This window comes from Archangium sp. (assembly GCF_045802675.1).
GTDB lineage: Bacteria > Myxococcota > Myxococcia > Myxococcales > Myxococcaceae > Archangium.
The window spans coordinates 133,883-153,953 of the sequence record NZ_JBJMQO010000076.1 but is presented as its reverse complement, the minus strand read 5'-3'; the positions used below and the strand labels follow the sequence as shown (position 1 = coordinate 153,953).

21 protein-coding genes are annotated in these 20,071 nt (G+C 68.9%); 11 read left to right on the top strand and 10 right to left on the bottom strand.

Annotated elements, in window-relative coordinates:
- The first annotated feature begins 125 nt into the window (after positions 1-125).
- Together ACJ8AN_RS20910 and ACJ8AN_RS20905 are read left to right on the top strand one after the other, a co-directional pair.
- Positions 126-1,139, top strand: coding sequence for a DUF6310 domain-containing protein (locus ACJ8AN_RS20910; RefSeq protein ID WP_407757165.1), 1,014 nt, complete (start codon positions 126-128; stop codon positions 1,137-1,139).
- Positions 1,136-1,891: a DUF5953 family protein gene (locus tag ACJ8AN_RS20905; RefSeq protein ID WP_407757164.1), complete on the top strand. Its 756-nt coding sequence runs from the start codon at positions 1,136-1,138 to the stop codon at positions 1,889-1,891. The genes ACJ8AN_RS20910 and ACJ8AN_RS20905 overlap by 4 nt, the downstream gene beginning before the upstream one ends.
- 80 nt (positions 1,892-1,971) lie before the next feature.
- Here the strand turns inward: ACJ8AN_RS20905 and ACJ8AN_RS20900 are convergent, their stop codons facing one another.
- The 6 genes from ACJ8AN_RS20900 to ACJ8AN_RS20875 form a co-directional block, all read right to left on the bottom strand.
- Positions 1,972-2,868 carry a DUF2381 family protein gene (locus ACJ8AN_RS20900; RefSeq protein WP_407757163.1) on the bottom strand — a complete coding sequence of 299 codons (897 nt, stop codon included), beginning with the start codon at positions 2,866-2,868 and terminating at the stop codon, positions 1,972-1,974.
- A 25-nt stretch (positions 2,869-2,893) separates the two neighbouring features.
- On the bottom strand, positions 2,894-4,627 hold the full coding sequence (locus ACJ8AN_RS20895; RefSeq protein WP_407757162.1) for a serine/threonine protein kinase: 1,734 nt from the start codon (positions 4,625-4,627) through the stop codon (positions 2,894-2,896).
- A gap of 119 nt (positions 4,628-4,746) precedes the next feature.
- A complete protein-coding gene (locus ACJ8AN_RS20890) occupies positions 4,747-5,787 on the bottom strand; it encodes an alcohol dehydrogenase catalytic domain-containing protein (protein WP_407757161.1) in 1,041 nt (346 codons plus the stop codon).
- A 69-nt stretch (positions 5,788-5,856) separates the two neighbouring features.
- Positions 5,857-6,597, bottom strand: a complete 741-nt coding sequence (locus tag ACJ8AN_RS20885; RefSeq protein WP_407757160.1) for a CoA-transferase subunit beta — start codon at positions 6,595-6,597, stop codon at positions 5,857-5,859.
- Positions 6,594-7,394, bottom strand: a complete 801-nt coding sequence (locus ACJ8AN_RS20880; RefSeq protein ID WP_407757159.1) for a CoA transferase subunit A — start codon at positions 7,392-7,394, stop codon at positions 6,594-6,596. The genes ACJ8AN_RS20885 and ACJ8AN_RS20880 overlap by 4 nt, the downstream gene beginning before the upstream one ends.
- Positions 7,391-8,062 carry a TetR/AcrR family transcriptional regulator gene (locus ACJ8AN_RS20875; RefSeq protein WP_407757158.1) on the bottom strand — a complete coding sequence of 224 codons (672 nt, stop codon included), beginning with the start codon at positions 8,060-8,062 and terminating at the stop codon, positions 7,391-7,393. The genes ACJ8AN_RS20880 and ACJ8AN_RS20875 overlap by 4 nt, the downstream gene beginning before the upstream one ends.
- Before the next feature lie 268 nt (positions 8,063-8,330).
- Here ACJ8AN_RS20875 and ACJ8AN_RS20870 point away from each other — a divergent pair, with 268 nt between their 5' ends.
- From ACJ8AN_RS20870 to ACJ8AN_RS20855, 4 genes are all read left to right on the top strand, one after another.
- Positions 8,331-8,654 (top strand): hypothetical protein, encoded by a 324-nt coding sequence (locus ACJ8AN_RS20870; protein WP_407757157.1) that lies wholly within the window; start codon positions 8,331-8,333, stop codon positions 8,652-8,654.
- Positions 8,655-9,113: 459 nt separating this feature from the next.
- A complete protein-coding gene (locus ACJ8AN_RS20865) occupies positions 9,114-9,623 on the top strand; it encodes a hypothetical protein (RefSeq protein WP_407757156.1) in 510 nt (169 codons plus the stop codon).
- A gap of 26 nt (positions 9,624-9,649) precedes the next feature.
- Complete coding sequence (locus tag ACJ8AN_RS20860) at positions 9,650-10,066, top strand: hypothetical protein (protein WP_407757155.1); 417 nt, start codon at positions 9,650-9,652, stop codon at positions 10,064-10,066.
- Between the two features lie 60 nt (positions 10,067-10,126).
- Positions 10,127-10,543 carry a hypothetical protein gene (locus tag ACJ8AN_RS20855; RefSeq protein WP_407757154.1) on the top strand — a complete coding sequence of 139 codons (417 nt, stop codon included), beginning with the start codon at positions 10,127-10,129 and terminating at the stop codon, positions 10,541-10,543.
- A 30-nt stretch (positions 10,544-10,573) separates the two neighbouring features.
- Here the strand turns inward: ACJ8AN_RS20855 and moaC are convergent, their stop codons facing one another.
- Genes moaC through trxB form a run of 3 tightly spaced genes read right to left on the bottom strand, consistent with a single transcriptional unit; the run spans position 10,574 to position 13,257 of the window.
- Positions 10,574-11,083, bottom strand: a complete 510-nt coding sequence (gene moaC, locus ACJ8AN_RS20850) for a cyclic pyranopterin monophosphate synthase MoaC (protein WP_407757153.1) — start codon at positions 11,081-11,083, stop codon at positions 10,574-10,576.
- A complete protein-coding gene (locus ACJ8AN_RS20845) occupies positions 11,080-12,264 on the bottom strand; it encodes a trans-sulfuration enzyme family protein (RefSeq protein ID WP_407757152.1) in 1,185 nt (394 codons plus the stop codon). The genes moaC and ACJ8AN_RS20845 overlap by 4 nt, the downstream gene beginning before the upstream one ends.
- Before the next feature lie 33 nt (positions 12,265-12,297).
- Positions 12,298-13,257, bottom strand: coding sequence for a thioredoxin-disulfide reductase (trxB, locus tag ACJ8AN_RS20840; RefSeq protein ID WP_407757151.1), 960 nt, complete (start codon positions 13,255-13,257; stop codon positions 12,298-12,300).
- Positions 13,258-13,338: 81 nt separating this feature from the next.
- Here trxB and ACJ8AN_RS20835 point away from each other — a divergent pair, with 81 nt between their 5' ends.
- The 5 genes from ACJ8AN_RS20835 to ACJ8AN_RS20815 all read left to right on the top strand — a co-directional run bounded on the left by ACJ8AN_RS20835 (position 13,339) and on the right by ACJ8AN_RS20815 (position 19,435).
- Positions 13,339-13,797, top strand: coding sequence for a cyclic nucleotide-binding domain-containing protein (locus ACJ8AN_RS20835; RefSeq protein ID WP_407757150.1), 459 nt, complete (start codon positions 13,339-13,341; stop codon positions 13,795-13,797).
- Positions 13,798-13,937: 140 nt separating this feature from the next.
- Positions 13,938-15,530, top strand: coding sequence for an ATP-binding protein (locus tag ACJ8AN_RS20830; protein ID WP_407757149.1), 1,593 nt, complete (start codon positions 13,938-13,940; stop codon positions 15,528-15,530).
- On the top strand, positions 15,527-15,904 hold the full coding sequence (locus ACJ8AN_RS20825) for a response regulator (protein WP_407757148.1): 378 nt from the start codon (positions 15,527-15,529) through the stop codon (positions 15,902-15,904). The genes ACJ8AN_RS20830 and ACJ8AN_RS20825 overlap by 4 nt, the downstream gene beginning before the upstream one ends.
- A gap of 7 nt (positions 15,905-15,911) precedes the next feature.
- Positions 15,912-18,695 (top strand): ATP-binding protein, encoded by a 2,784-nt coding sequence (locus tag ACJ8AN_RS20820; RefSeq protein ID WP_407757147.1) that lies wholly within the window; start codon positions 15,912-15,914, stop codon positions 18,693-18,695.
- Positions 18,692-19,435, top strand: coding sequence for a response regulator (locus tag ACJ8AN_RS20815; protein WP_407757146.1), 744 nt, complete (start codon positions 18,692-18,694; stop codon positions 19,433-19,435). The genes ACJ8AN_RS20820 and ACJ8AN_RS20815 overlap by 4 nt, the downstream gene beginning before the upstream one ends.
- 27 nt (positions 19,436-19,462) lie before the next feature.
- On the opposite strand, the gene ACJ8AN_RS20810 is transcribed toward ACJ8AN_RS20815, so the two are convergent.
- Positions 19,463-19,909: a DUF6960 family protein gene (locus ACJ8AN_RS20810; RefSeq protein ID WP_407757145.1), complete on the bottom strand. Its 447-nt coding sequence runs from the start codon at positions 19,907-19,909 to the stop codon at positions 19,463-19,465.
- Between the last annotated feature and the right edge of the window lie 162 nt (positions 19,910-20,071).

Sequence of the window (20,071 nt, the reverse complement as noted above, 5' to 3'; positions counted from 1 at the left end):
AGGCCCGCGTCATGGCGAAGGAGTACCGAGGTCCTGGGGCGAGTGAGTACGGCGGTACTCAGCTCGAGGCTCGGCGGCGCTCTCGGGGCAGGCCGTGGTGGGCCTCGCGTGCGGTTGTGCTGTGGGTGCTTGCGCTGCAGACGGCGTGCGCGGCGGGCTACCCCATGAGCGGGACGCTGGCGGGCACGTCGCGCAGCTGGCGGCACAGCGGCGGGGCTCAGGAGGCGGCAGCGGCCTGGTCCGACGCTCCGGGCGAGGACCTGGAGGTCGCCAACCTCCGGCGAGCGGCGACGCTGCCGTGGACGGACGGGGGGCAGTGCATCGTCGCGGAGGCCTCGCAGCCATGGCCCATCCTGGTGGAGCAGTGCTTTCACGCGCTCGACCAGGAGCGAGTCCGGTTCAGGGACACCACGGGGCGGTGTTCGGTGGCGTCGGCCGCGGCGGCGGCGGTGGGGCTCGGGGTCTGCGTCCTGGCCGCACCGGAGCTCGTCGTGGGAGCGGTAGTTGTGGCGGGCGTTGTAGTGGTGGGCTTCGCCATCAAAGAAGCGTTGGATACTTACGCGGAGAAGAGGGGCCGTCCCCAGGTGCGGCCCCCGCCTACGCTGCCGGTGCCGGAGATGCGGCCCGTGCCGGAAGCGCGGCCCGTGGCAGAGACGAAGCCCGTCCCACAGGAGCCCAAGAAAAAGCGGAGGCCCAAGCCGGAGCCCGCGGGAGAGGACTGGCCGCCACCGCTGCCCCCCGAGCCCACCGAGCCCACCGACAGGGAGCGCGACCGCAAGTGCGAGGCCATTCCGGTGCTGCACTCAGGCGGTGACAAGGCCCACAACGACTGCGCCGACTGGTATCCGCCCAACCGCTGGCCCGGGATGGATGCACGGGTAGATGGCAGGGACTTCGACGCGCTTCAGGTCGGAGTGCGGGTGCTGTGGGAGATCAAGACCGAGAAGTTCGACGGGTACAGTGACTTCATCAAGGAGGTCACGGTCAAGAAGGAGACCAAGGCGTTCACTGAATACAGGGACATTGCGCTGGCCTGTGGGTATGCCTTCAAGGTCGGGGTGATCAGCGAGGCCCACAAGGCCGCGCTACTGGAGGAGGACAACAGCTTTGATATCGTCGTCACAGGGTGCAAACGATGACCACTCGGGCTCGCCTACATCTGCACGTCTTCGCGCCAGCTCTCACCAGTGACGACGGGCGCTCGCTCGCGGCCGTTGAAGGGATGGAGCGGGCACTCCCCGGGTTGCTGTTGGCGTGGCGGCTCTCGGAGGCGGGGCGGCCCATCGCGCTTCCGCAGCGCGCGGCGTGGCTGGCTGAGTCGTCCGCAGACGGCGAGATCGGGTTGCTGTGCAATGGGGACGAGAGCTACCCGGTGACGATGGATGGGCGGCGAGAGAGCGCGATCGCGAGTCCGGGGGGCGAGCCGCTGCTTATCGTCCACGCGAAGCTGCCGCAGGATGAGGCGGTTGTCGCTGCGGCAGCGGACATGCTGGAGCACGTCGCGGAGGGCGTTCGTGCCCGGTGGGGGACCATGGCGCCCGGGCCCCTGAGGCTGGTCATCGCGGACCAGACAGGTCCGAAGCTGGGGAGGCCGGAAGGGCCTCCTCTTGGGCTGCCGATGCTCAAGCTCCCATGGAACATCCGCTCGCCCAAGGTTCCCAGGTACCTTGGGTGGATCAACTATTGGTCCGCGACCGCCGCGGAGGCCATCGGCTTTCCGGACCCCTCGCGCGATGCCGAGCTGCTGGCGCGGGCCCGGCGTACGGCGTCGGGTGGATGGGTGGTCAGGCTCACTGAGGCGCCGCTCGACCTGGACAACCCCGCCCACCTGGACGCGCTCAAGCGGGCCTACGAGCGCTTCCCGGAGATTGGCGGGCGCGCAGACCCTTGAGGCCTTCCGCCAGGGTGGACATGACGAGGCCCCGCCTCCCGGTGAGGAGACGGGGCCTTTGTCATTCATGAATCCAGGCTCTACGGGAACGAGACATGCGGAATTTGAATGTAGCGCCCTCGCGCATCCCACAAGTGCAGCGTCAGTTCCCCTCGTGGCGCGCCAAGAGCCGTGTCGAGCTCCACGAGCACACGCCCCTCTTCCTGGGGTGCGATGGCTTCGGATGGCCCGAGCTTCAGCCCCTCCAACTCCTCACCCGAGCTGGTCCTGAGCTGCGCCTCCGTGAGGCTCCACGGCTCGGCCCCCTTATTTTGCAATCGGATCCCTACCGCAACACTGTTATTGGACCGATAGCATTCGCCCTCTCTCATGAAGAGGTTTCCAGTCGAGCTCTGCCCTCCCCATGCGTCCTTGCCCAGGCGTCTGGCCTTGACTCCCGTGCCCTCCAACAAGCCCCCCAGGTAGAGACCCCGGAGTCCAACCGACCCCAGGAGCCGGGTCCGCAAGCGTTGGTTTTCGTCGCGCAACTCCTGGTTCTTCGCGCGCTCCTGGTCGATTTCCTGTTCGTAGGATTCCCGAGTGCGCCTGTCGCGGTACACCTCCACCTGCCGGGCCGCCTGCCCCGGGTTGGCCACCAGGATGAAGGTGACGAGTTGTTGTGATTCGCCAGCTCCCAAGCGAGCGGTAAGCCGGAGCCGCTCGCCTGGCACCATGTCCCGAGGGGGCACGAGGCTGATGCTCTTGGGGCTACGAAGCACTTGCGTGAAGCGCACCTCGTCTTCGAGCTCCACGGAAGCCGGAAGGTCGAAGATGAAGCCTGTCATGCTCCCCGGACTGACACAGATTTCCCGCCCCATCGTGGTGGGCGCCTGTGACAACTCGATGCGAGGGTGGTCCTCACAAGCCGGGGTGGAGGGTGGCTTCGCCCCGGGAGCGCCTTGAAGAAGCACCAGGACCGGCAGGAACGGAGGGAGCATGAGTCTATCTGCTTCCGGATCGGGTCTATTGGAAACGGTTCACGACTTCGACCTGCTGAAAGGAAGAGATTGTGGGCTTGTCGGCCGTACTGCTTGGCCCAGGCTCAGAGCCAAGCTGGCGGGAAGGCCAATACAAATCCGACAATTGCATACAGACGGGAAGGGTCTCTCCATTGGCAAGATGAATCTCGGTGAAGCGGCCATAGATTCGCTCAGGTCCGCCGAAAAGACGTCCGGAAATGGTGGCGCCCTTGAGTTTCTGGAAGGGAGACACTTTATCGATCCCCCAGATGTAGAAGGTCACGACGACACTCTCACGCACAGGAACTTCGCGCACCTCCTTGATGTCCTCTAGAGTGACATTGGCATCATCAGGAATGTTATCTATCGGGAACTTCATATCATGACTGATCCCAAGCCGCCTGTAAGACTCGTCGAAACCCCGCGGGCAGTCCGCCGGCTTGGGAGGCTGACGCGGCTGCGGGCCCCCTGCACAGGCGGAGCCGGCCACACAACCGGCGACGGTCAGGGTGCTCAGCGTCTTGGATTTCAATTTCATCATCGATGGGTCCTCGCTGGGCGTCGCGCTGGCGACGGGCGCGGGGGTGGGTGACTTCTGAAGTCCCGCGCTGGACCCAACTTCTCCCGTCATGTGCGTTGGCACCAATTCCTGGCGAGGACTGGCCTGCTGCGGCGGGCTGGAGGCAGACAACTGCTCACGTCCTGTGAACCGGGATGACATCTCCAGTAGTGCCACGAGCGCCACGCCCCCCAGCAGCCCCCACCGCCACCACTGGATTGCCTCGCGTTTGGCGACGGCGGGCGCGGCGCGGCGCTTGCCTCGGCTGTCCTCGGGGAACAGCGGCACGCGCCAGGACCTGTCCGCCCGGGCCCACGCCTCCGACAGCGCCGCCGCGAGCTCCTTCGAGTCCGCGTACCGGGACTCGGACCGCTTCTCCAGCATCCGCAGGCACAGCTCGCTCAGCGCGAGGGGCACGCGCGGGTTGTGCTCATGCGGAGCGTGGGGCGTCACCTCGAGCACCGCGCGCACCATCCCGGAGTCGTGCCGGTCCCCGAAGGGCAGCGTGCGCGTCAGCAGCACGTAGGTGACGATGCCCATCGCCCACAGGTCGTCCGACGGCTGGAAGGGATAGGGCTCGCCCTCCCACTCCCGAGCGAAGCGCCACGCCTCGGGGGCGCGGTACTCCGGGGTGCCCGGGGGCAACAGCTTCGTCAGGCGCCGTGCGCCCTCGAGGCCCGCCGCGCCGAAGTCCACCAACACCGGCTGCCCGTCCGCCTCGCGCACGATGATGTTGGCTTCCTTGAGGTCCCGGTGCACGACTCCCGTCTCGTGCACGTCCGCCAGCGTGAGGGCCAGCGGCAGCAGCACCTGCATCACCAGCTCGAGCGCGGACGGGTTCTCCTCCCGCGCCCACACGTCCAGCGGGCGGCCCTCGACCAGCTCCAGGGCCAGCACCAGGAAGCGCGGCTGCTCCTCGGGCCAGAAGCCATACCCGTGGAAGCTCACCACATTCGGGTGCCGCATCAGCCGCAGGGCTTCGACTTCCCGGTCTCCCCGCGGCTCGATGCCCACCAGCTTGAGGGCGAAGGGCCGTCCTCCCCGACTCGCCCGGTACACCGTTCCAAAGCTGCCCGAGGCGAGCAGCTCCTCGACGGTGAAGCCGGCCACCTCCATGCCGGGAGCCAGCCCCTGCCAGGACAGCGCCTCGGGTGCCCACCCACCGCTTTCTTCGGCCATCCAGCCTGCCTCCAAAAAGGCCGGAGGCTACCAGGAAGATGGGGCCGAGCCCCGAACGTGACAGGTTGGGTGGGTGGCTCCCTGCTCAGCCGGAGGTGTGGACGCGGCGCGCGGTGCGCTCACTGCAACTCGGGGGGAATCAGCACCAGCCGGCCCGCCACCTCGCGGTTCTCCAGCCGGAAGTGCGCTCGCCCCGCCTCGGCCAGCGGCACGCTCTCCGCCACGAACGGGCGGATGTACCCGTCGGCCACCAGCCGGAGCGACTCGTCCAGCTCCTCACGCGTGGTGGCGTAGGCGCCGAGGATCTCCAGCTCCTTCACGATGACCAGGCCCGGGTTGAGCTCCACCGAGCCCGTCTCCAGGTTGCCCACCACCACCACCCGGCCGCCCGGCGCCATCGCCTTCAGTGTCTGCCCGAAGGTGGCGCTGCCGACGATTTCAATGGCCACGTTGACGCCCTCGCCCCCCGTGCGCCTGCGCGCCTCGGAGGCGAAGTCCAGCCCGCGCGAGACGATGACCTCGTCCGCGCCCGCCTCGCGCAGCGCCCCCACCTTGGCCTCACCCGACGTCACCGCGAGCACGCGCGCCCCGTCCCGCTTCGCCAGCTGCACCGCCGCGAGCCCCACGCCGCCACTGGCCCCGGTGATGAGCACCGTCTCGCCCTCGCGCACGCGCCCGCGAGTCCTCACCGTGTGGACGGCGGTGCCCAGCGTGCAGCACACCGTGGCGGCCACCGGCCAGGACAGGCCCTCGGGCACCCGGCCCAGCCCCGCCACCGGCGCCGTCATGTACTGCGCGTAGCCTCCGGAGAGCTCCTCGCCGAAGAAGCGGTTGTCCTTCTTGCACAGGCTGTTGCGGCCGCTCCTGCACAGCGCGCACTCCCCGCACGAGAGCCGCTGCAGTGTGGCCACGCGGTCCCCCACCTTCCACCCCGGCGTGTCCGGGCCCACCTCCACCACCTCGCCCGCGGCCTCGTGGCCAAGCACCGCCGGCACGTGGGTGCGCGGCAGGTTGCCCCGGCGGTTGATGACGTCGTGGTAGCAGACGCCACAGGCGTGGACGCGGATGAGCACCTCGCCCCGGCCCGGCCGGGGATCGGGCATGGACTCCATCCGCAAGTTGCTCGCCTCGCCAAATTCACGCAGAACGACAGCCTTCATCCGGGGACTCCCTGGCTGGAAAACACAACATGTCTGGGGTTGAAACGGGGTGTGTCTGGGAATGCCGTGTCAGGCCCCCACGAGCTGGTCGCGGAGGCAGCGCGAATCGATTGCCCGGATGGCGGACACGGTGCGCGCATCCGGCACCGGGGTGACGGGCAGCGGCTCCTCCACCTCGAAGGGGAAGCCCGTGCGCTCGCCGAGGTCCTCGAGCGACGCCCACGGGTGACGCGAGAGCAGCCGGGCGCCGCTCGCCCCGAGCTCGAACACCCCGAGGTCGGAGATGAGCTTCACCGGACGGCGATCATCCCGCGTGGTCACCACCTGCACCTCGGGCACGAGGTTGCGGCGCGACTGGCGAGGCACCACCAGCACGGGCCGGCGCACCCACTGCCGCAGCGTGGACGCTCCCGCCACACCGGGGAACTTGCTGCGCGGCCGCTCCAGGCTGCCCGAGGCCGTCATGTTCGTGCGTCCCCGGGCATCCACCTCGGCGGCCCCGAAGAAGACGGTGTCCACCCGGCCCCGCCGCGCGTGGTCGAAGAGGTCCGGAATGGTGACCTCCGCCGAGCGTCCCTCCAGGTAGCCGAGGTCCTCGGACGAGGGGTACAGGCTGGGGAGGTCCGGATCCAACGAGCCGACGCACGCCAGGTACGTCAGCCCGGGCGCGTGCGTGGCGCGAGCCACGGCGATGGCGAGGATGGCCAGCGGCGAGGCGACCCCGGTGGCCACCACCTCGCCATCCTCGATTTCCCGGGCGAGCAGCGAGACGACGAGCTCCGCGGGCGTCACGGACGATTCGGTGTTCATGCCGCGCTCCGGGTCCGGAGGAGGGAATCGAGGAACTCCGCCTCCCGCCCGGCCTCGGCCAGCGCGAGGTAGGCCGCGAGCATCGCGTCGTCATGCGGATACAGCCCGGTGCAGCCCGTGGGCAGCGCCCCTCCGCGCGCGAGCGCCACGCGCTCCACCTGGAAGCCGGGAATGGTGACGCGGGGGAGCCGGGACACGCGCTCCTCGGCCGTCGCGAGCACGCGGCGGGCCGCACCGGCCACCAGCAGATCCGTGGTGGGGTCCTCGATGAAGAGGTTGCCCCGCTCGTCCGCCGCGCGTGCGTGGATGAGCGCCACGTCCGGATAGAAGGCCGGCTCCACCGGCACCCGCTGCCCGGTATACGGGTCGGCGACGTACGAGAGCGGCTCGGCCTCGGCGAGCTCGGACACGTCCACGTCGGGCGCGGGGATGAAGGGCAGCCCCATGGACGCCGCGCGCAGCCGCTGCACGACGCGGTACCCGTCGTGCTCGCGCCAGGCGATGAGCCCCTGCTCGATGGCCCGCTTGAGGCAGGGCATGGGACGCACCCGGCCCTCCAGGCTCAGCGCGCCGAAGGGCAGCTCCACCCGCGACAGGCAGCCCCCCGCGACGAGGAACTCGGCGGGCAGCGGATTGGGCAGCGAGATGAGCTGGAGGTTCTTCCGGCCCTGGGCAATGAGCTCGAGCACCAGTGCCATGGGCGCGCGGCCCAGCATGAACCCACCGGTGGCCAGCGAGGCCCCATCGGGAATGGAGGCCACCAGCTCGGACACCGAGCCCCAGCGCCCCGGCCTCATGACGCCCCTCCCGCCGCCGTGGGGGGGACGATGGACAGCACGGGAGCACCCTCCGCGCTCGCGCCGGCCACCGCCGGAGTGACGAGCCCCGCGAAGAGCAGCTCCACCATCTCGTTGGCGACCTGCTCGGCCGAGAGCCGCCCGTCGGGCTGGAACCACTTGTAGATCCACAGCACCATGCCGAGGAACGAGAACGCGGCGACGGTGGGCTGCACGGAGCGGATGCGCCCGAGGCGGACGGCCTCGGAGAACGAGTCCTCGAGGAACCGGACGTAGCGCTTCTTGCGGCCGTCGATGAAGGCGCGGGCCTCGCCGGTGAGCGTGGCGTGCTCGTGGAGGATGATGATGACCTCCTTGCTGCACCCGCCCGTCACCAGGTGGATGTTGAGGCGCATGCACTCGCGCAGCCGCTCGACGGGGTCCGGGTTGTCGCGCACCTTGTCGAGCACCTGCTGCTCGAAGGCGTCCATCCCGTAGCTCATGATGTCGAAGAGCAGCTGCTCCTTGTTCTGCACGTGGTGGTAGAGCCCCGCCTTCGTCATCCGGCACGCGGCGGCGATCTCCTGCATCGAGGTGCCCTCGTAGCCGCGCTCGCAGATGAGGCGCGCGGCCGTCTCGAGGATGGCCCGGTAGCGCTCGCCCTCGTCCTGTCTCCGACCCGAATGCATCGCGTGTCCTCCTGGTGGCCGCCCGGATGCTCCCCGGATGACCTACCGACCGGTCGGTAAATGCATTGAACCAACGCGAGGCGTCAAGGTGAAAGCGTCGAAAAGAGCTCCAACGCCCCCTCGGAGGGGACGTCCGGAAGCGATTTCAGGGCCTTGGCGGGGTGGGAGCCGCACGCCTGGTGTGCGGACAGGGGGGACGGGGTCCGCTGCACCGCGAGCACCCACATGTCCACTTTCGTGTCGCTGTGGACTCGGCAGGAGGCGGCACATGGTCCTGAACATGAAGACGCGGCTCATGCTGGCCGGCGCGGTGGTGAGCGCCTCGATGCTGACGCTGGCGGTGGCGAACGCGCAGTTCGATCCCAGCACCGGCTCGACCACCCAGACGACACCGGGAGTCTCGCCCGGCCCGGGGAGCATGCAGCCCTCGCCCTATGACACCGGGCTGACGGGCACGGATGCCGGCGTCGGAGGCTCCGGCGCGACGGGGACGTATCCCTCGCCCTTCGACACGACGGACGCGGGATTCGGCGGCGGGCTCATGCCGCCCTCGATGCTCGGCGGGGACTCGCTGGACGCGGGGCTGCGGTAGAGACAGCGCGGCCTACCGTCCACCGAGGTGGCGCGGGCCCTGGCGCAGCTCGCCGGGCACCCGCTGGGCGGTGGGCTCTGCTGGATACGAGACCCGTAGCGGGCGACCTTGCCGTGACGCACGAGCGGGTCGCCCTTGTCGAAGGCCCGGCCGAACACGCCCATGTGCGAGCGCTCGGAGAAATAGCGCTTCATGGATCTGTTCGGCTCCGGGTTCGTGCGGGGCGGTTCCACACCGCTCGAGGAAAACAGCGCAAACAGCCATGTGACTGGCGTCCAACGTGAAGGCGAGAGCGTGACGTGATGACCGCAGCCGCGGGAGGCTCAGCGCCCCGGAGTGCGGGGTCCTGCACACTGCCCTCAACAGAGCCATGCGTCGCCCAGGAGCGTCGGACGGAAGCGCTGGTACCCTCGGACAAGAGCGCGGACAGGCGAGGCCGCACAGCCCGAGGGAATGAGCATGAAGTCAGCAGCGCTGACGAACTGGATGGTTCTGCTCACGGCTGTGGCGCTGTCCAGCGCCGGATGCGCCCACACGCAGCCACCGGAGCGACGAATCTACGTCATCGACGAGGACGCGAGTGGAGTGAGTTCCAACGTCGAGAGCGGAACGGGCGGCGCTGGCGCCGAGGCCTATTGCGGCGAACTTCAAAAGCAGTGTTTCAACAAGTGCTGGAGACGGAAACCCAAGATTTCGACCATCCCAAAGGGCTCCGGCGTACATCATGAATACTGCACCACGCTATGCCGCGAAGAATTCGACAAGTGCGTCGATGAGCAGGCGGAACTGGAGCGACAGGAATCACAAAAGAAGGAGCTTCATTTCCCAACCATGGATGCCGCGCTCGACTGGATCAAGGAGCACAAGGCCGAGGTAGCGATTGGAACCGTCGTCATCGTTGCGGCCGTGGCTGCCACCCCCTACGTCATTGTCGTCATGGGGGGCGCGCTCGTTCTGGCTCCCCTGTAATCCGTTCCCCATTGATTGGTGACAACATGGCCTACATTCCAGACTTCGATCTAGAAGACATGCTCGGCGTTCTAGGTTCCGTCCTCGATAAGTATCCAGAGAGATCGAAGGAGAGGGATGCAACCGAACTCGCACAGATTGCATTGCTCTACATCCATCACGCCAGGAAGAGGGATGAGTTCAAGGAGTTTTACAAACATTGCTTCGATACTTCATTCAAAATCGAAGTTGCTCATGAGTTCGCAACGCGCGAGGAAGCGGACAAATGGCTTGCCAGTGGAGCGGCCAAGGACAGAGAGCACGTCAAGATCGCTGGCAAGGGCTTCCTGACCGTTCAATTGCCAGGACGGATGACCTTCATCGACAGACCGCTTCCGGAAGAACTGAATTCGGATGACTGGAAGGATGATTCCGAGGACGAGGAAGAGTCCGGATCCTCATGAAAGGACCCTGGGTCCTCTCGGAGTCAGGACCAATAGAAATTCAACAGACTTGGTGACAATATGGCAGACATTCCAGATTTCGATTTAGAAGCCATGCTCTCTGCTCTGACTCCAATCATCGAGCAGAATGCGAAGGGCACGAAAGAGAGGGATGCAGCCGAACTCGCACAGCTCGCTTTGCTCTACATCCATCGCAACCAAAAAGAGGAGGACTTCAAGAAATTCCGCAAGAGCTGCGTCGACACCAACTTCACGATCGAGGTGGATCATGAGTTCGCGACGCGCGAGGAAGCGCTCCAATGGCTTGCCAGTGGAACGGCCAAAGACAGAGAACGCTTGAAGATCGCAGGCAAGGGCTACATGGCCGTCGAGGTCACAGGGCGGCTGCGACTCATGATCGCACCACTCCCGGAGGAGCTGAACTCGGATGAATGGAAGGATGATTCCGAGGACGAGGAGGAGTCCGGGTCCTCATGAAAGGACCTCGGACTCCCCTCGGAGCGAAAACTACCTGCCCGCCGTGCGCGTGGTCTTGCGGCGCGAGCGCGTCCCGGACGGCTTCACAGACTGCTTCCCGGCGCTCTCCTCGCGGTCCCAGGTGCCGGAGCGGCCGCCGGACTTGTGCTCCAGCTGCACGGCCTCCATCACCATGCCTCGGTCCACGCTCTTGCACATATCGTAGACCGTGAGCGCCGACGCGCACGCCGCCGTGAGCGCCTCCATCTCCACGCCCGTGCGGTCCACCGTGCGCACCGTGACGCGGATCTCCAGCGCGTCCTTCCGCGGCTCCAGGTGCACCTCCACGCCGGACAGCGCGATGGGATGGCACAGGGGAACGATGTCCGGGGTCCGCTTGGCCGCCATCACGCCCGCGAGCCGGGCCGCGGCCAGCACATCCCCCTTCTCCACCTTCCCCTGCAGAATCCGCTCGAGCGTCGCGGGAAGCATGCGCAGCCGAGCGGTGGCCACCGCCACGCGCTCGGTCTTCTCCTTCCCTCCCACGTCGACCATCTTCACCGCTTCATCGCCTCCGCCACCGCGGCGATCAGGTCGTCCGCGATGTCATCCGGATCCTCCAGGCCCACCGAGACGCGGATGAGGCTCTCGCCGATGCCGGCCGCCTGCCGCTCCTCGGGGGTCATCCGGCGGGCGCTCGCGCTGGCCGCGTGCATCACCAGCGTGCACACGTCCCCGAGCGACGGCGCCGCCCTCGCCAGCTTCACCGCCTCCAGGAAGCGGAAGCAGTCCGGCCGGCCCGCGCCACGAATATCAAAGGCCACCATGCCGCCGAAGCCGCCCTCGAGCACCTGCGTCGCCACCTGGTAATCCGGGTGGCCCGGCAGGCCCGGGTAGTGGACGCGCTCGATGAGCGAGGACTCGGAGAGCCGCTTCGCCACGTGCGCGGCGTGCTCGCAATGGGCCTTCATGCGCACCGGCAGCGTGCGCACCCCGCGCAGCGTCAGCCACGCCTCGAAGGGCCCGAGCACGTCACCGTTGAACAGGCGCGCGGCCTTGAGCGCCGCCAGCTTCTCGCGCGTCCCGCTCACCGTGCCGCCCAGCGCGTCGCTGTGCCCGTTGAGCCACTTCGTCGTGGACTGGATGGCGTAGTCCGCACCCAGCTCGCACGCGCGCTGCCCGTACGGCGAGGGGAACGTGCCGTCCACCGCCAGCGCCGCCCCCACCTCGCGGCACGCCCGCGACAGCGCCCGGAGGTCCGGCACGCGCAGCAGCGGGTTGGTGACGCTCTCCGCCATCACCAGCTTGGGGCGCAGCGCGACGATGCGCTCGGGTGCCGAGGCGTCCGAGAGGATGAGCGCCTCGATGCGCGCCCCGGTCCTCGCCGCCAGGTTCTTGAAGAGCGAGCGGGTGACGCCGTAGCCGTCCGCCGGCATCACCACCACGTCGCCGGCCTTCAGGTTCTGCGCGTCGAAGACGGCCCGGAGCGCGGCCATGCCGCTCGCGTAGGCCACGCAGGCCTCCGTGCCCTCCATCGCCGCCACCGCCTCCTCCAGCAGCGCCGCGTTGGGGGCGGCGATGCGCGAGTAGACGTAGTCCTTGCCATCCAGCGCCGCGTCCAGCTCGTCGCTGTTGTCGAAGTAGCTCACCGCCGACACGTGGATGGCCGGCACCACGGGCTGGGCCTTGCTGCTCATCTGCGAGCCCGCGTGGACCGCCACCGTCTTGCGCTTGTTGCTCATGGGGTTTCCCGAATCTCCTGGGTGCGCGGTGGCCTACTCGCCGTGCTCGATGAGCCAGCGCTCGGCGTCGATGGCCGCCATGCAGCCCGTGCCCGCCGCGGTGATGGCCTGCCGGTAGTAGCTGTCCTGCACGTCACCGCAGGCGAACACGCCCTCGATGTTGGTGCGGGTGCTGCCCGGCACCGTCTTGAGGTAGCCGCCCTGGTGCGTCTCCAGCACGCCCTGGAAGAGGCCCGTGTTGGGCGTGTGGCCGATGGCCACGAACAGGCCCGTGGCCGCCACCAGCTTCGTGTCGCCCGTCTTCAGGTTGCGCACCACCGCGCCCGACATGCCCCGCTGGTCGCCCACCACCTCGTCGATGGCGCTGTCCCACAGGAAGGAGATTTTGGGGTTCTTCAGCGCCCGCTCCTGCATCACCTTCGAGGCGCGCAGCGAGTCACGCCGGTGCACCACCGTCACGCTCTTGACGATCTTCGCCAGGTAGGTGGCCTCCTCCATGGCGGTGTCGCCGCCGCCCACCACCAGCACGTCCTGGTTCTTGAAGAAGGCGCCGTCACAGGTGGCGCACGCGGACACGCCCCGGTTCTTGTACTGGTCCTCGCCCTTCACTCCCAGCCACTTCGCGCTCGCACCCGTGGCGATGATGATCGTCTCCGAGTAGCAGCTCGCGCTCTCGCCCTGGATGAAGAAGGGGCGCTTGGAGAGGTCCAGCTTCACCACGTTCTCCATGTGGATGACGGTGCCGAAGCGCTCGGCCTGCTTCTGGAAGCGCTCCATGAGCTCCGGGCCCGTGACGGCCTCGGGGAAGCCGGGGTAGTTCTCCACGTCGGTGGTGACCATGAGCTGGCCGCCCGGAACCCGCTGCGGGTCATCCAGGGTGGGGCCTCCGGCGAACATGACCGGCTCCAGGTTGGCGCGAGCGGCATAGATGGCCGCGGTGTAGCCCGCGGGCCCCGAGCCGATGATGGTCACCTTGTTGATCTTGTCCGCCACGGGTCTTCGCTCCTGTGTGTCTCGAAAGATGGGGCGCCACCGTACCAGAGCCCTCCAGGTCGTGGTACGAACTGGCGCCACATGGATGCCTCGCTCCTCAAGAAGGTTGCGCTCTTCGAGGGCCTCACCCAAAGTCAGTTGCACCGCGTCGCGGCGATCGCCCGGCCCCGGGGCTACGAAGCGGGCGCCTGCCTGTTCCGCGAGGGGGATGCCGGCCGGGAGATGTTCATCATCCTGGAGGGCAAGGTCCGCATCTCCCAGCAGGTGCCCGGCATGGGCGAGGAGGCGCTCGCCATCCTGGAAAAGGGCCAATATTTCGGGGAGATGTCCGTCATCGAGGACATCCCCCGCTCGGCCGATGCCTTCGCGCACACCTCGTGCACCCTCTGGGTCATCGAGCGCGAGCAGCTGGATCACCTGATGTTCACGGACAAGGACCTGGCGTATGTGCTGCTGTGGTCCTTCGTGCGGACCCTCTCCGTGCGCCTGCGCGAGACGAACGAGAAGATGAAGACGTTCCTCGCCCTGTCGCGCTTCTGAAGGCGCGCCCCCGGGCCGGCGCGTGCTCCCCTGGTGGCCCTGGGAGCCGCCGGGGTGGAGGGAGCCCACGGCCGGGTGCCCTCGCCAACACCCGTCCGGATGCGCTAGCACTCTCCGTCCGCCCCGCCCGAGCCCCCCGAATGATTCCACCTCCCCTGCCGCCCGACGAACCGAGGCGCCTGCTCGCCTTGCGGCGTCTGGGCCTGCTGGACACCCCGGCCGAGGAGCGCTTCGACCGCATCGTCCGGATGGCCGCGCGGATGTTCCGCGTCCCCATCACCCTCGTGTCCCTGGTGGACGAGTCCCGGCAGTGGTTCAAGGCGCGGGTGGGACTGAGCGTGCCCTCCACGGATCGCAGCGTCTCCTTCTGCGGCCACGCCATCCTCAAGCCGGACACCTTCGTGGTGCGGGATGCGCTGAAGGACCAGCGCTTCGCCGACAACCCGCTCGTCACCGGCGAGCCCCGCGTGCGCTTCTACGCGGGCCACCCCCTGCTCGCCGTGGACGGCAGCCCCGTGGGGACGCTGTGTCTGCTCGACCGCCGGGCGCGTGACTTCAGCGACGAGGAGCGCCAGCAGCTCGAGGACCTGGCCGCGTGGGTGGAGGTGGAGCTCAACGCCCTCACGCTCCGGGAGGCGCGCATCGCGCTGGCCCGCCAGGAGCGCTTCTTCGCGCTGTCCGTGGACATGCTCTGCATCGCCGGGCTGGACGGCACCTTGCGCCAGCTCAGCCAGGCCTGGTCCCGGACACTCGGCTACTCCGAGCGGGAATTGCTCGCCACGCCCCTGCTCCAGCTCGTCCACGAGGAGGACCGGCTCGCCACCGCCGCGTGGCTGGAGCGGGGCGCCCGGGGCGAGCTCCTCCCGTGGTTCGAGCACCGCTGCCGCGCCCGGGACGGCTCCTGGCACTGGCTGCAGTGGAACGCCACCGTCAACCCGGCCGAGGGCATCCTCTACGGCGTGGCGCGCGACGTCACCGAGCAGAAGCGCCTGGAGGCCGAGCGCCGTCAGGTGGAGCGGATGAAGAGCGAGTTCGTCTCCACCGTCAGCCACGAGCTGCGCACGCCCCTCACCTCCATCCGCGGAGCGCTGGGCCTGCTGTCGGGCGGAGTGGCCGGGCCGCTGCCCTCGGAGGCGGCGGACATGATTGGCATCGCGCACAAGAACAGCGAGCGCCTCATCCGCCTCATCAACGACATCCTGGACCTGGAGAAGATGGAGTCCGGGAAGCTCGATTTCCACATCGAGCCCCAGGAGCTGGGGGCGCTGCTCTCCCAGGCCGCCGAGGCCCACCACGGCTACGCGCAGGAGTGCGGCGCCCGCGTGGAGCTGGAGGTGAAGGCCACGGACGCGTGGGCGATGGTGGACGGAGACCGCTTCCTCCAGGTGCTGGCCAACCTGCTGTCCAACGCGCTCAAGTTCTCCCCGCGCGGCGAGCGCGTGACGCTGCGGCTGGAGCGGGAGGACGGCCGGCTGTGCGTGAGCGTTCAGGACCGGGGGCCGGGCATCCCCGAGGCCTTCCGCGAGCGCATCTTCGAGAAGTTCGCCCAGGCGGATGGCTCCGACACCCGGCGCAAGGGCGGCACCGGCCTGGGGCTCTCCATCGCACGCGGGCTGGTGGAGCGCATGGGCGGCTCGCTGGACTTCGTCACCACCGCCTCCTCCGGCACCACCTTCCGGGTGGAGCTGCCCGAGTGCCTCGCCCTTCCCCCACCCCACCCGGAGACTCCATGACGATTCGCAAGGTGATGCTCGTGGACGACGAGGACGACATCCGCACCATCGGCAACCTGAGCCTCAGCCGCGTGGGCGGTTGGCAGACGGTGCTCGCCGCCTCCGGTGCCGAGGCCTTGAGCAAGGCCGCCGCCGAGCGGCCGGACCTCATCCTCCTGGACGTGATGATGCCAGGCATGGACGGGCCCACCACCCTGGGCCAACTGCGCGCCCAGGAGGCCACCGCCAAGACGCCCGTCATCTTCATGACGGCCAAGGTGCAGAAGCAGGAGGTGGCGCGCTACCTCGAGCTGGGCGCCGTGGGCGTCATCGGCAAGCCGTTTGACCCCATGACGCTGCCCGCGGACATCAAACGGCTGCTGCCGTCCACCTGAGGGTGCCGTGAAGACCCGTCTCTCCAAACGCTCCGTGGTGCTCGCGGTGGGGGCGCTCGCGCTCCTGTGCGTGCTCTTCGCGCTGGGCCGCCCGATGCGGGCCGCCGAGCATGACACCTACCGGACCCGGTTGCGCCAGCTGCGCATCCAGAGCGCCGAGCTGGAACAGGCCATCCCCCAGCTCCACCCGGGCTCGACGGACGCGCTGGACTCCTCGCCGGAAAAGCTGGCCGCGTTGCGCCTGAAGGCCACGGAGCTGCGAGACTTCCCGAGTCTGTTGCCCGCCCAGGGGCAACGGGAGCTGAGCGCGGTGCTGGACTCCTATGTCCGCGCGTTGGTGGACGAGGAGCTGTTGCTCTCACGCCTCCTGGAGCAGGAGGCAGGGCGGGCCGAGACCTGGGCGGACTTCGGGCAGCGGGCCTCGACGCTGATGAACCTGCTGCCCCCGGGTGAGCCTCGCGGCCGGGCCCGGGCCCTCGCGGACGCAGTGCTGGCCAGCGTGGACGCCGGCAGCGCGGCGCGGATGGAAGAGGCCTTCGCCTCGCTCGCGGTGCTGACGGCGGGCAAGCCGGAGCTGGAGGCGGCGCGCACGGAGCTGGAGACGCGGGCCCGGGCGCTGCTCACCCAGGAGAAGGGCGTCGACGCCACGCCCCAGCGCCTACAGGAGCGCCGCGCCAGCCCCGAGGCCGAGCGGCTCATCACCACCTACCTCCAGCTCTACGAAAGCGCCCTGGCGAGCACCGAGCACTTCCGCATCATCCTCTTCGCCTTCTCGCTGCTGCTCGTCGCCTTCGTGCTGGCGGTGCTGGTGCGGCTGGCACGCACGGGCGAGGCGCTCGACACGCTCAACGCGGAGCTGGAGCGGCGCGTGGTGGAGCGCACCGCGGCCCTCTCCACCGCCAACGCGGAGCTGAGCGAGAGCGAGGCCCGCAAGGCCGCCATCCTGGAGGGCTCGCTCGACGGCATCATCTCCCTGGACGAGACGGGCCGCATCCTGGAGTTCAATCCCGCCGCGGAGCACATCTTCCGGCTGCCGCGGGCCCAGGCGCTGGGCCGGGAATTCCTGTCGCGGGGACTGGCCGCCACCGTGAACGCCGAGCTGCGCGAGAAGGTGACACGCGCGCTCCGGGCCGACGCCGAGCCCGGCCGCGCCACCCGCCTGGAGCTCTCCTGCCTGCGCACCGATGGGGCCACCTTCCCCGCCGAGCTCACCGTGCTCCGCGTGCGCACCGACGGCCCCGCGCGCTTCACCTCGTACGTGCGCGACATCACCGAGCGCAAGGAGGTGGAGCGGCTGAAGAACGAGTTCGTCTCCACCGTCAGCCACGAGCTGCGCACGCCCCTCACCTCCATCCGCGGCTCGCTGGGCCTGCTGGAGGGCGGCATCCTCGGCGAGCTGCCTCCCCAGGCCCAGGACATGGTGCGCATCGCCCGCACCAATACCGAGCGCCTCATCCGCCTCATCAACGACATCCTCGACCTGGAGAAGATTGAATCCGGCAAGCTGGAGCTGAAGCTGCAACCGGTGGAGACGGCCGAGGTCATCGAGGCCACCTTCACCGGCGTGCAGGTCACGGCGGACGCAGCGCGGGTGCGGCTGCGCGCGCAGGCCGAGGGCGCGGGCCCGGTGCGGGCGGATAGAGACAGGCTCATCCAGGTGCTCACCAACCTCGTCTCCAACGCCATCAAGTTCTCCCCGCCGGACCACCAGGTGGAGGTGCGGGCCGCCCGGGACGCGCGCGGCCAGGTGCGTTTCTCCGTGGTGGACCAGGGGCCGGGCATCCCCCTGGACAAGCGCAGCCGGCTGTTCGGCAAGTTCCAGCAGCTCGACAGCTCGGACACGCGCTCCAAGGGCGGCACCGGCCTGGGGCTGGCCATCTCCCAGGCCATCATCGAGCAGCACGGCGGCCGCATCGAGGTGCACAGCGAGCCGGGCCAGGGGGCCACCTTCACCTTCTCGCTGCCGGCACTGCGCGTGGGCTCGGGCGCCAACTCCCGCGTCATGGACGAGTCGCGCTACACCATTCTCGCGGTGACGGCGGACTCGGAGCTGTCCGGCCTCTTGCGCGGCCTGCTCACCCAGGAGGGCTACCGCGTGCTGCGCAGCCCCACCCTGGAGGAGGCGGAGAAGCTCATCGAGGTGGGCGCTCCGGACGTGCTGGTGCTGGACGCGCAGTGGATGGAGGGCAGCGGCCTGGACTTCGTGCGGCGGCTGCGCGACGAGCCACGCACCCGGGAGCTGCCGGTGTTGATATTGGCGGGGCGCTCGGAGCAGGAGGGCGTCGTCCAGCCGCTGCTGGTGGACTGGATGGTGAAGCCCGTCGACGAGAAGCGCTTCCTCCAGGCCATGCGCCACGCCGTGCGCCGCCCCGGCCAGGCGCGAGTGCTCATCGTGGATGACGACGTGGCCACGCGCCAGGTGCTGCGCGCCCAGCTCGAGCGGCTCGGCGGGGTGGCCTGCTACGAGGCCGAGGACGGTGAGAGCGCGGTGACGCTGGCGCGCACGACGCCGCCGGATCTCATCGTCCTGGACGTGGGCCTGCCCCGGCTGGATGGCTTCGAGGTGGTGGACATCCTCCGCCAGGGCAAGGGCCGCGGCACGCCCCTCATCGTCTTCACCGGGCGCGACCTGTCGTCGACGGACCAGACCCAGCTCACGCTCGGCATCACCCGCCACCTCACCAAGGCGCGCACCTCCGAGGAGGAGCTGATGACCTCCGTGAGGGACCTGCTCAACGGCCTGCTGTCCCGGCGGGAAGCGGACCCGGAAACGCACAAGGAGACAGCATGAGCCGCGGAACGATTCTCTTCCTCGATGATGACAGGGACCTGCAGAAGCTCGTCTCCGTCTGTCTGCGCGGCAAGGGCTACGAGGTGGAGCCGGCCCTCGACGTGAAGCAGGCGCGCACCCTCCTGTCGGGCATCCGGGTGCATGCCGCCATCGTGGACGGGCTGCTGCCGGGAATGACGGGGACGGACTTCATCCAGGAGCTGCGCCAGCAATACCCGGCGCTGCCCATCCTCTTCGCCTCCGCCTTCTGGAAGGACCTCGAGAGCCACGAGCAGCTCACCCGCGAGCTCAAGGTCTCGCGCGTGCTGCACAAGCCCTACGCGCCCCAGGATCTCCTCGACTGGGTGGAGCAGGTGCTGGCGGTGCGGCCCCCTCCGCCCGAGGCGCCGGCCCAGGGCACGAGCGCCGATGACGACCTGGACGCCACCTTCCGGGCGCTGTGCGCCAGATACCGCGCGGGCCTCGGAGAGAAGGCGCGAGCGCTGACGGCCGCGATGGAGCGGGCACGGGCCGGGAGCGCCGAGGCGCTGGAAGATGCCTACGAGCTCGCCCACAAACTGGCGGGCACGGCGGGCTCCTACGGCTTCGGCGCGGTGAGCGTGGCGGCGCGCACCCTGGAGGTGGAGCTGAAGCGGGCCTGGGACGGAAAGGCGGCCGCGGACTGGAAGGCCCTGGAGGCCGCGCAACACGCGCTGGTCACGGAGACCACCCACAGCTCCACCAGGCCGCTCGAGCCCTGAGCCCGAGCGAGGTGCCACGACCGGGCTTCAACCCCCCAGGGACAGGTGCTCCGCGGAGACGTGCGGACGGGGCAGGAGCTCCTCGGCCTGGTAGCGCTTGGAGATCCGCCGCCTGCCACTGCGGATGAAGAAGAAGGGCTGCCCCTGCTGGTAGTGCCAGTAGATGTCGACGATGACGCCCGTGCGCGCGGGGTCCTTGCGCAGACACACCTCGTCGCCGAAGTCGAACGCGGGAGGGGTCACGGGCTGGAAGAGGTCCGGCTGGACTCGGAAGGTGTCCAAGCCATAGCGCAGCACGATGAAGCCCCGCTCCGCGGCATCCCCGAGCCGCTCGAGCACCCTGCAGTAGGGCCAGAAGAACTTCAGCCGCTCGAGGTCCTCGGGGTGGACGAGCTCGCGCTCGACCTCGGACTGCCCGTGCCAGGGATAGAGCCCCCACACACGGTCCCTCGCCTGCTCGGAATCAGTGGCCATCGCTGCCTCCTCGGTTGCCCAGGGTCCCGGCATGAAGCCCGTGCACGGCACGAGCGCCTGATGGACGCGGAGACCCGGCGTCTCCCTGACGTGGTACCGCCGGGAGCGCCCCGCCAGTCCGCCCCCTACCGGCGGCGGGCCTCTCCGCCCACAAGGAGACGG

Coding starts and splice junctions, on each gene's coding strand:
- ACJ8AN_RS20905 (WP_407757164.1), top strand. CDS start 1,136: ATGACCACTCGGGCTCGCCTACATCTGCACGTCTTCGCGCCAGCTCTC.
- ACJ8AN_RS20900 (WP_407757163.1), bottom strand. CDS start 2,868: ATGCTCCCTCCGTTCCTGCCGGTCCTGGTGCTTCTTCAAGGCGCTCCC.
- ACJ8AN_RS20895 (WP_407757162.1), bottom strand. CDS start 4,627: ATGGCCGAAGAAAGCGGTGGGTGGGCACCCGAGGCGCTGTCCTGGCAG.
- ACJ8AN_RS20890 (WP_407757161.1), bottom strand. CDS start 5,787: ATGAAGGCTGTCGTTCTGCGTGAATTTGGCGAGGCGAGCAACTTGCGG.
- ACJ8AN_RS20885 (WP_407757160.1), bottom strand. CDS start 6,597: ATGAACACCGAATCGTCCGTGACGCCCGCGGAGCTCGTCGTCTCGCTG.
- ACJ8AN_RS20880 (WP_407757159.1), bottom strand. CDS start 7,394: ATGAGGCCGGGGCGCTGGGGCTCGGTGTCCGAGCTGGTGGCCTCCATT.
- ACJ8AN_RS20875 (WP_407757158.1), bottom strand. CDS start 8,062: ATGCATTCGGGTCGGAGACAGGACGAGGGCGAGCGCTACCGGGCCATC.
- ACJ8AN_RS20870 (WP_407757157.1), top strand. CDS start 8,331: ATGGTCCTGAACATGAAGACGCGGCTCATGCTGGCCGGCGCGGTGGTG.
- ACJ8AN_RS20865 (WP_407757156.1), top strand. CDS start 9,114: ATGAAGTCAGCAGCGCTGACGAACTGGATGGTTCTGCTCACGGCTGTG.
- ACJ8AN_RS20860 (WP_407757155.1), top strand. CDS start 9,650: ATGGCCTACATTCCAGACTTCGATCTAGAAGACATGCTCGGCGTTCTA.
- ACJ8AN_RS20855 (WP_407757154.1), top strand. CDS start 10,127: ATGGCAGACATTCCAGATTTCGATTTAGAAGCCATGCTCTCTGCTCTG.
- ACJ8AN_RS20845 (WP_407757152.1), bottom strand. CDS start 12,264: ATGAGCAACAAGCGCAAGACGGTGGCGGTCCACGCGGGCTCGCAGATG.
- ACJ8AN_RS20835 (WP_407757150.1), top strand. CDS start 13,339: ATGGATGCCTCGCTCCTCAAGAAGGTTGCGCTCTTCGAGGGCCTCACC.
- ACJ8AN_RS20830 (WP_407757149.1), top strand. CDS start 13,938: ATGATTCCACCTCCCCTGCCGCCCGACGAACCGAGGCGCCTGCTCGCC.
- ACJ8AN_RS20825 (WP_407757148.1), top strand. CDS start 15,527: ATGACGATTCGCAAGGTGATGCTCGTGGACGACGAGGACGACATCCGC.
- ACJ8AN_RS20815 (WP_407757146.1), top strand. CDS start 18,692: ATGAGCCGCGGAACGATTCTCTTCCTCGATGATGACAGGGACCTGCAG.
- ACJ8AN_RS20810 (WP_407757145.1), bottom strand. CDS start 19,909: ATGGCCACTGATTCCGAGCAGGCGAGGGACCGTGTGTGGGGGCTCTAT.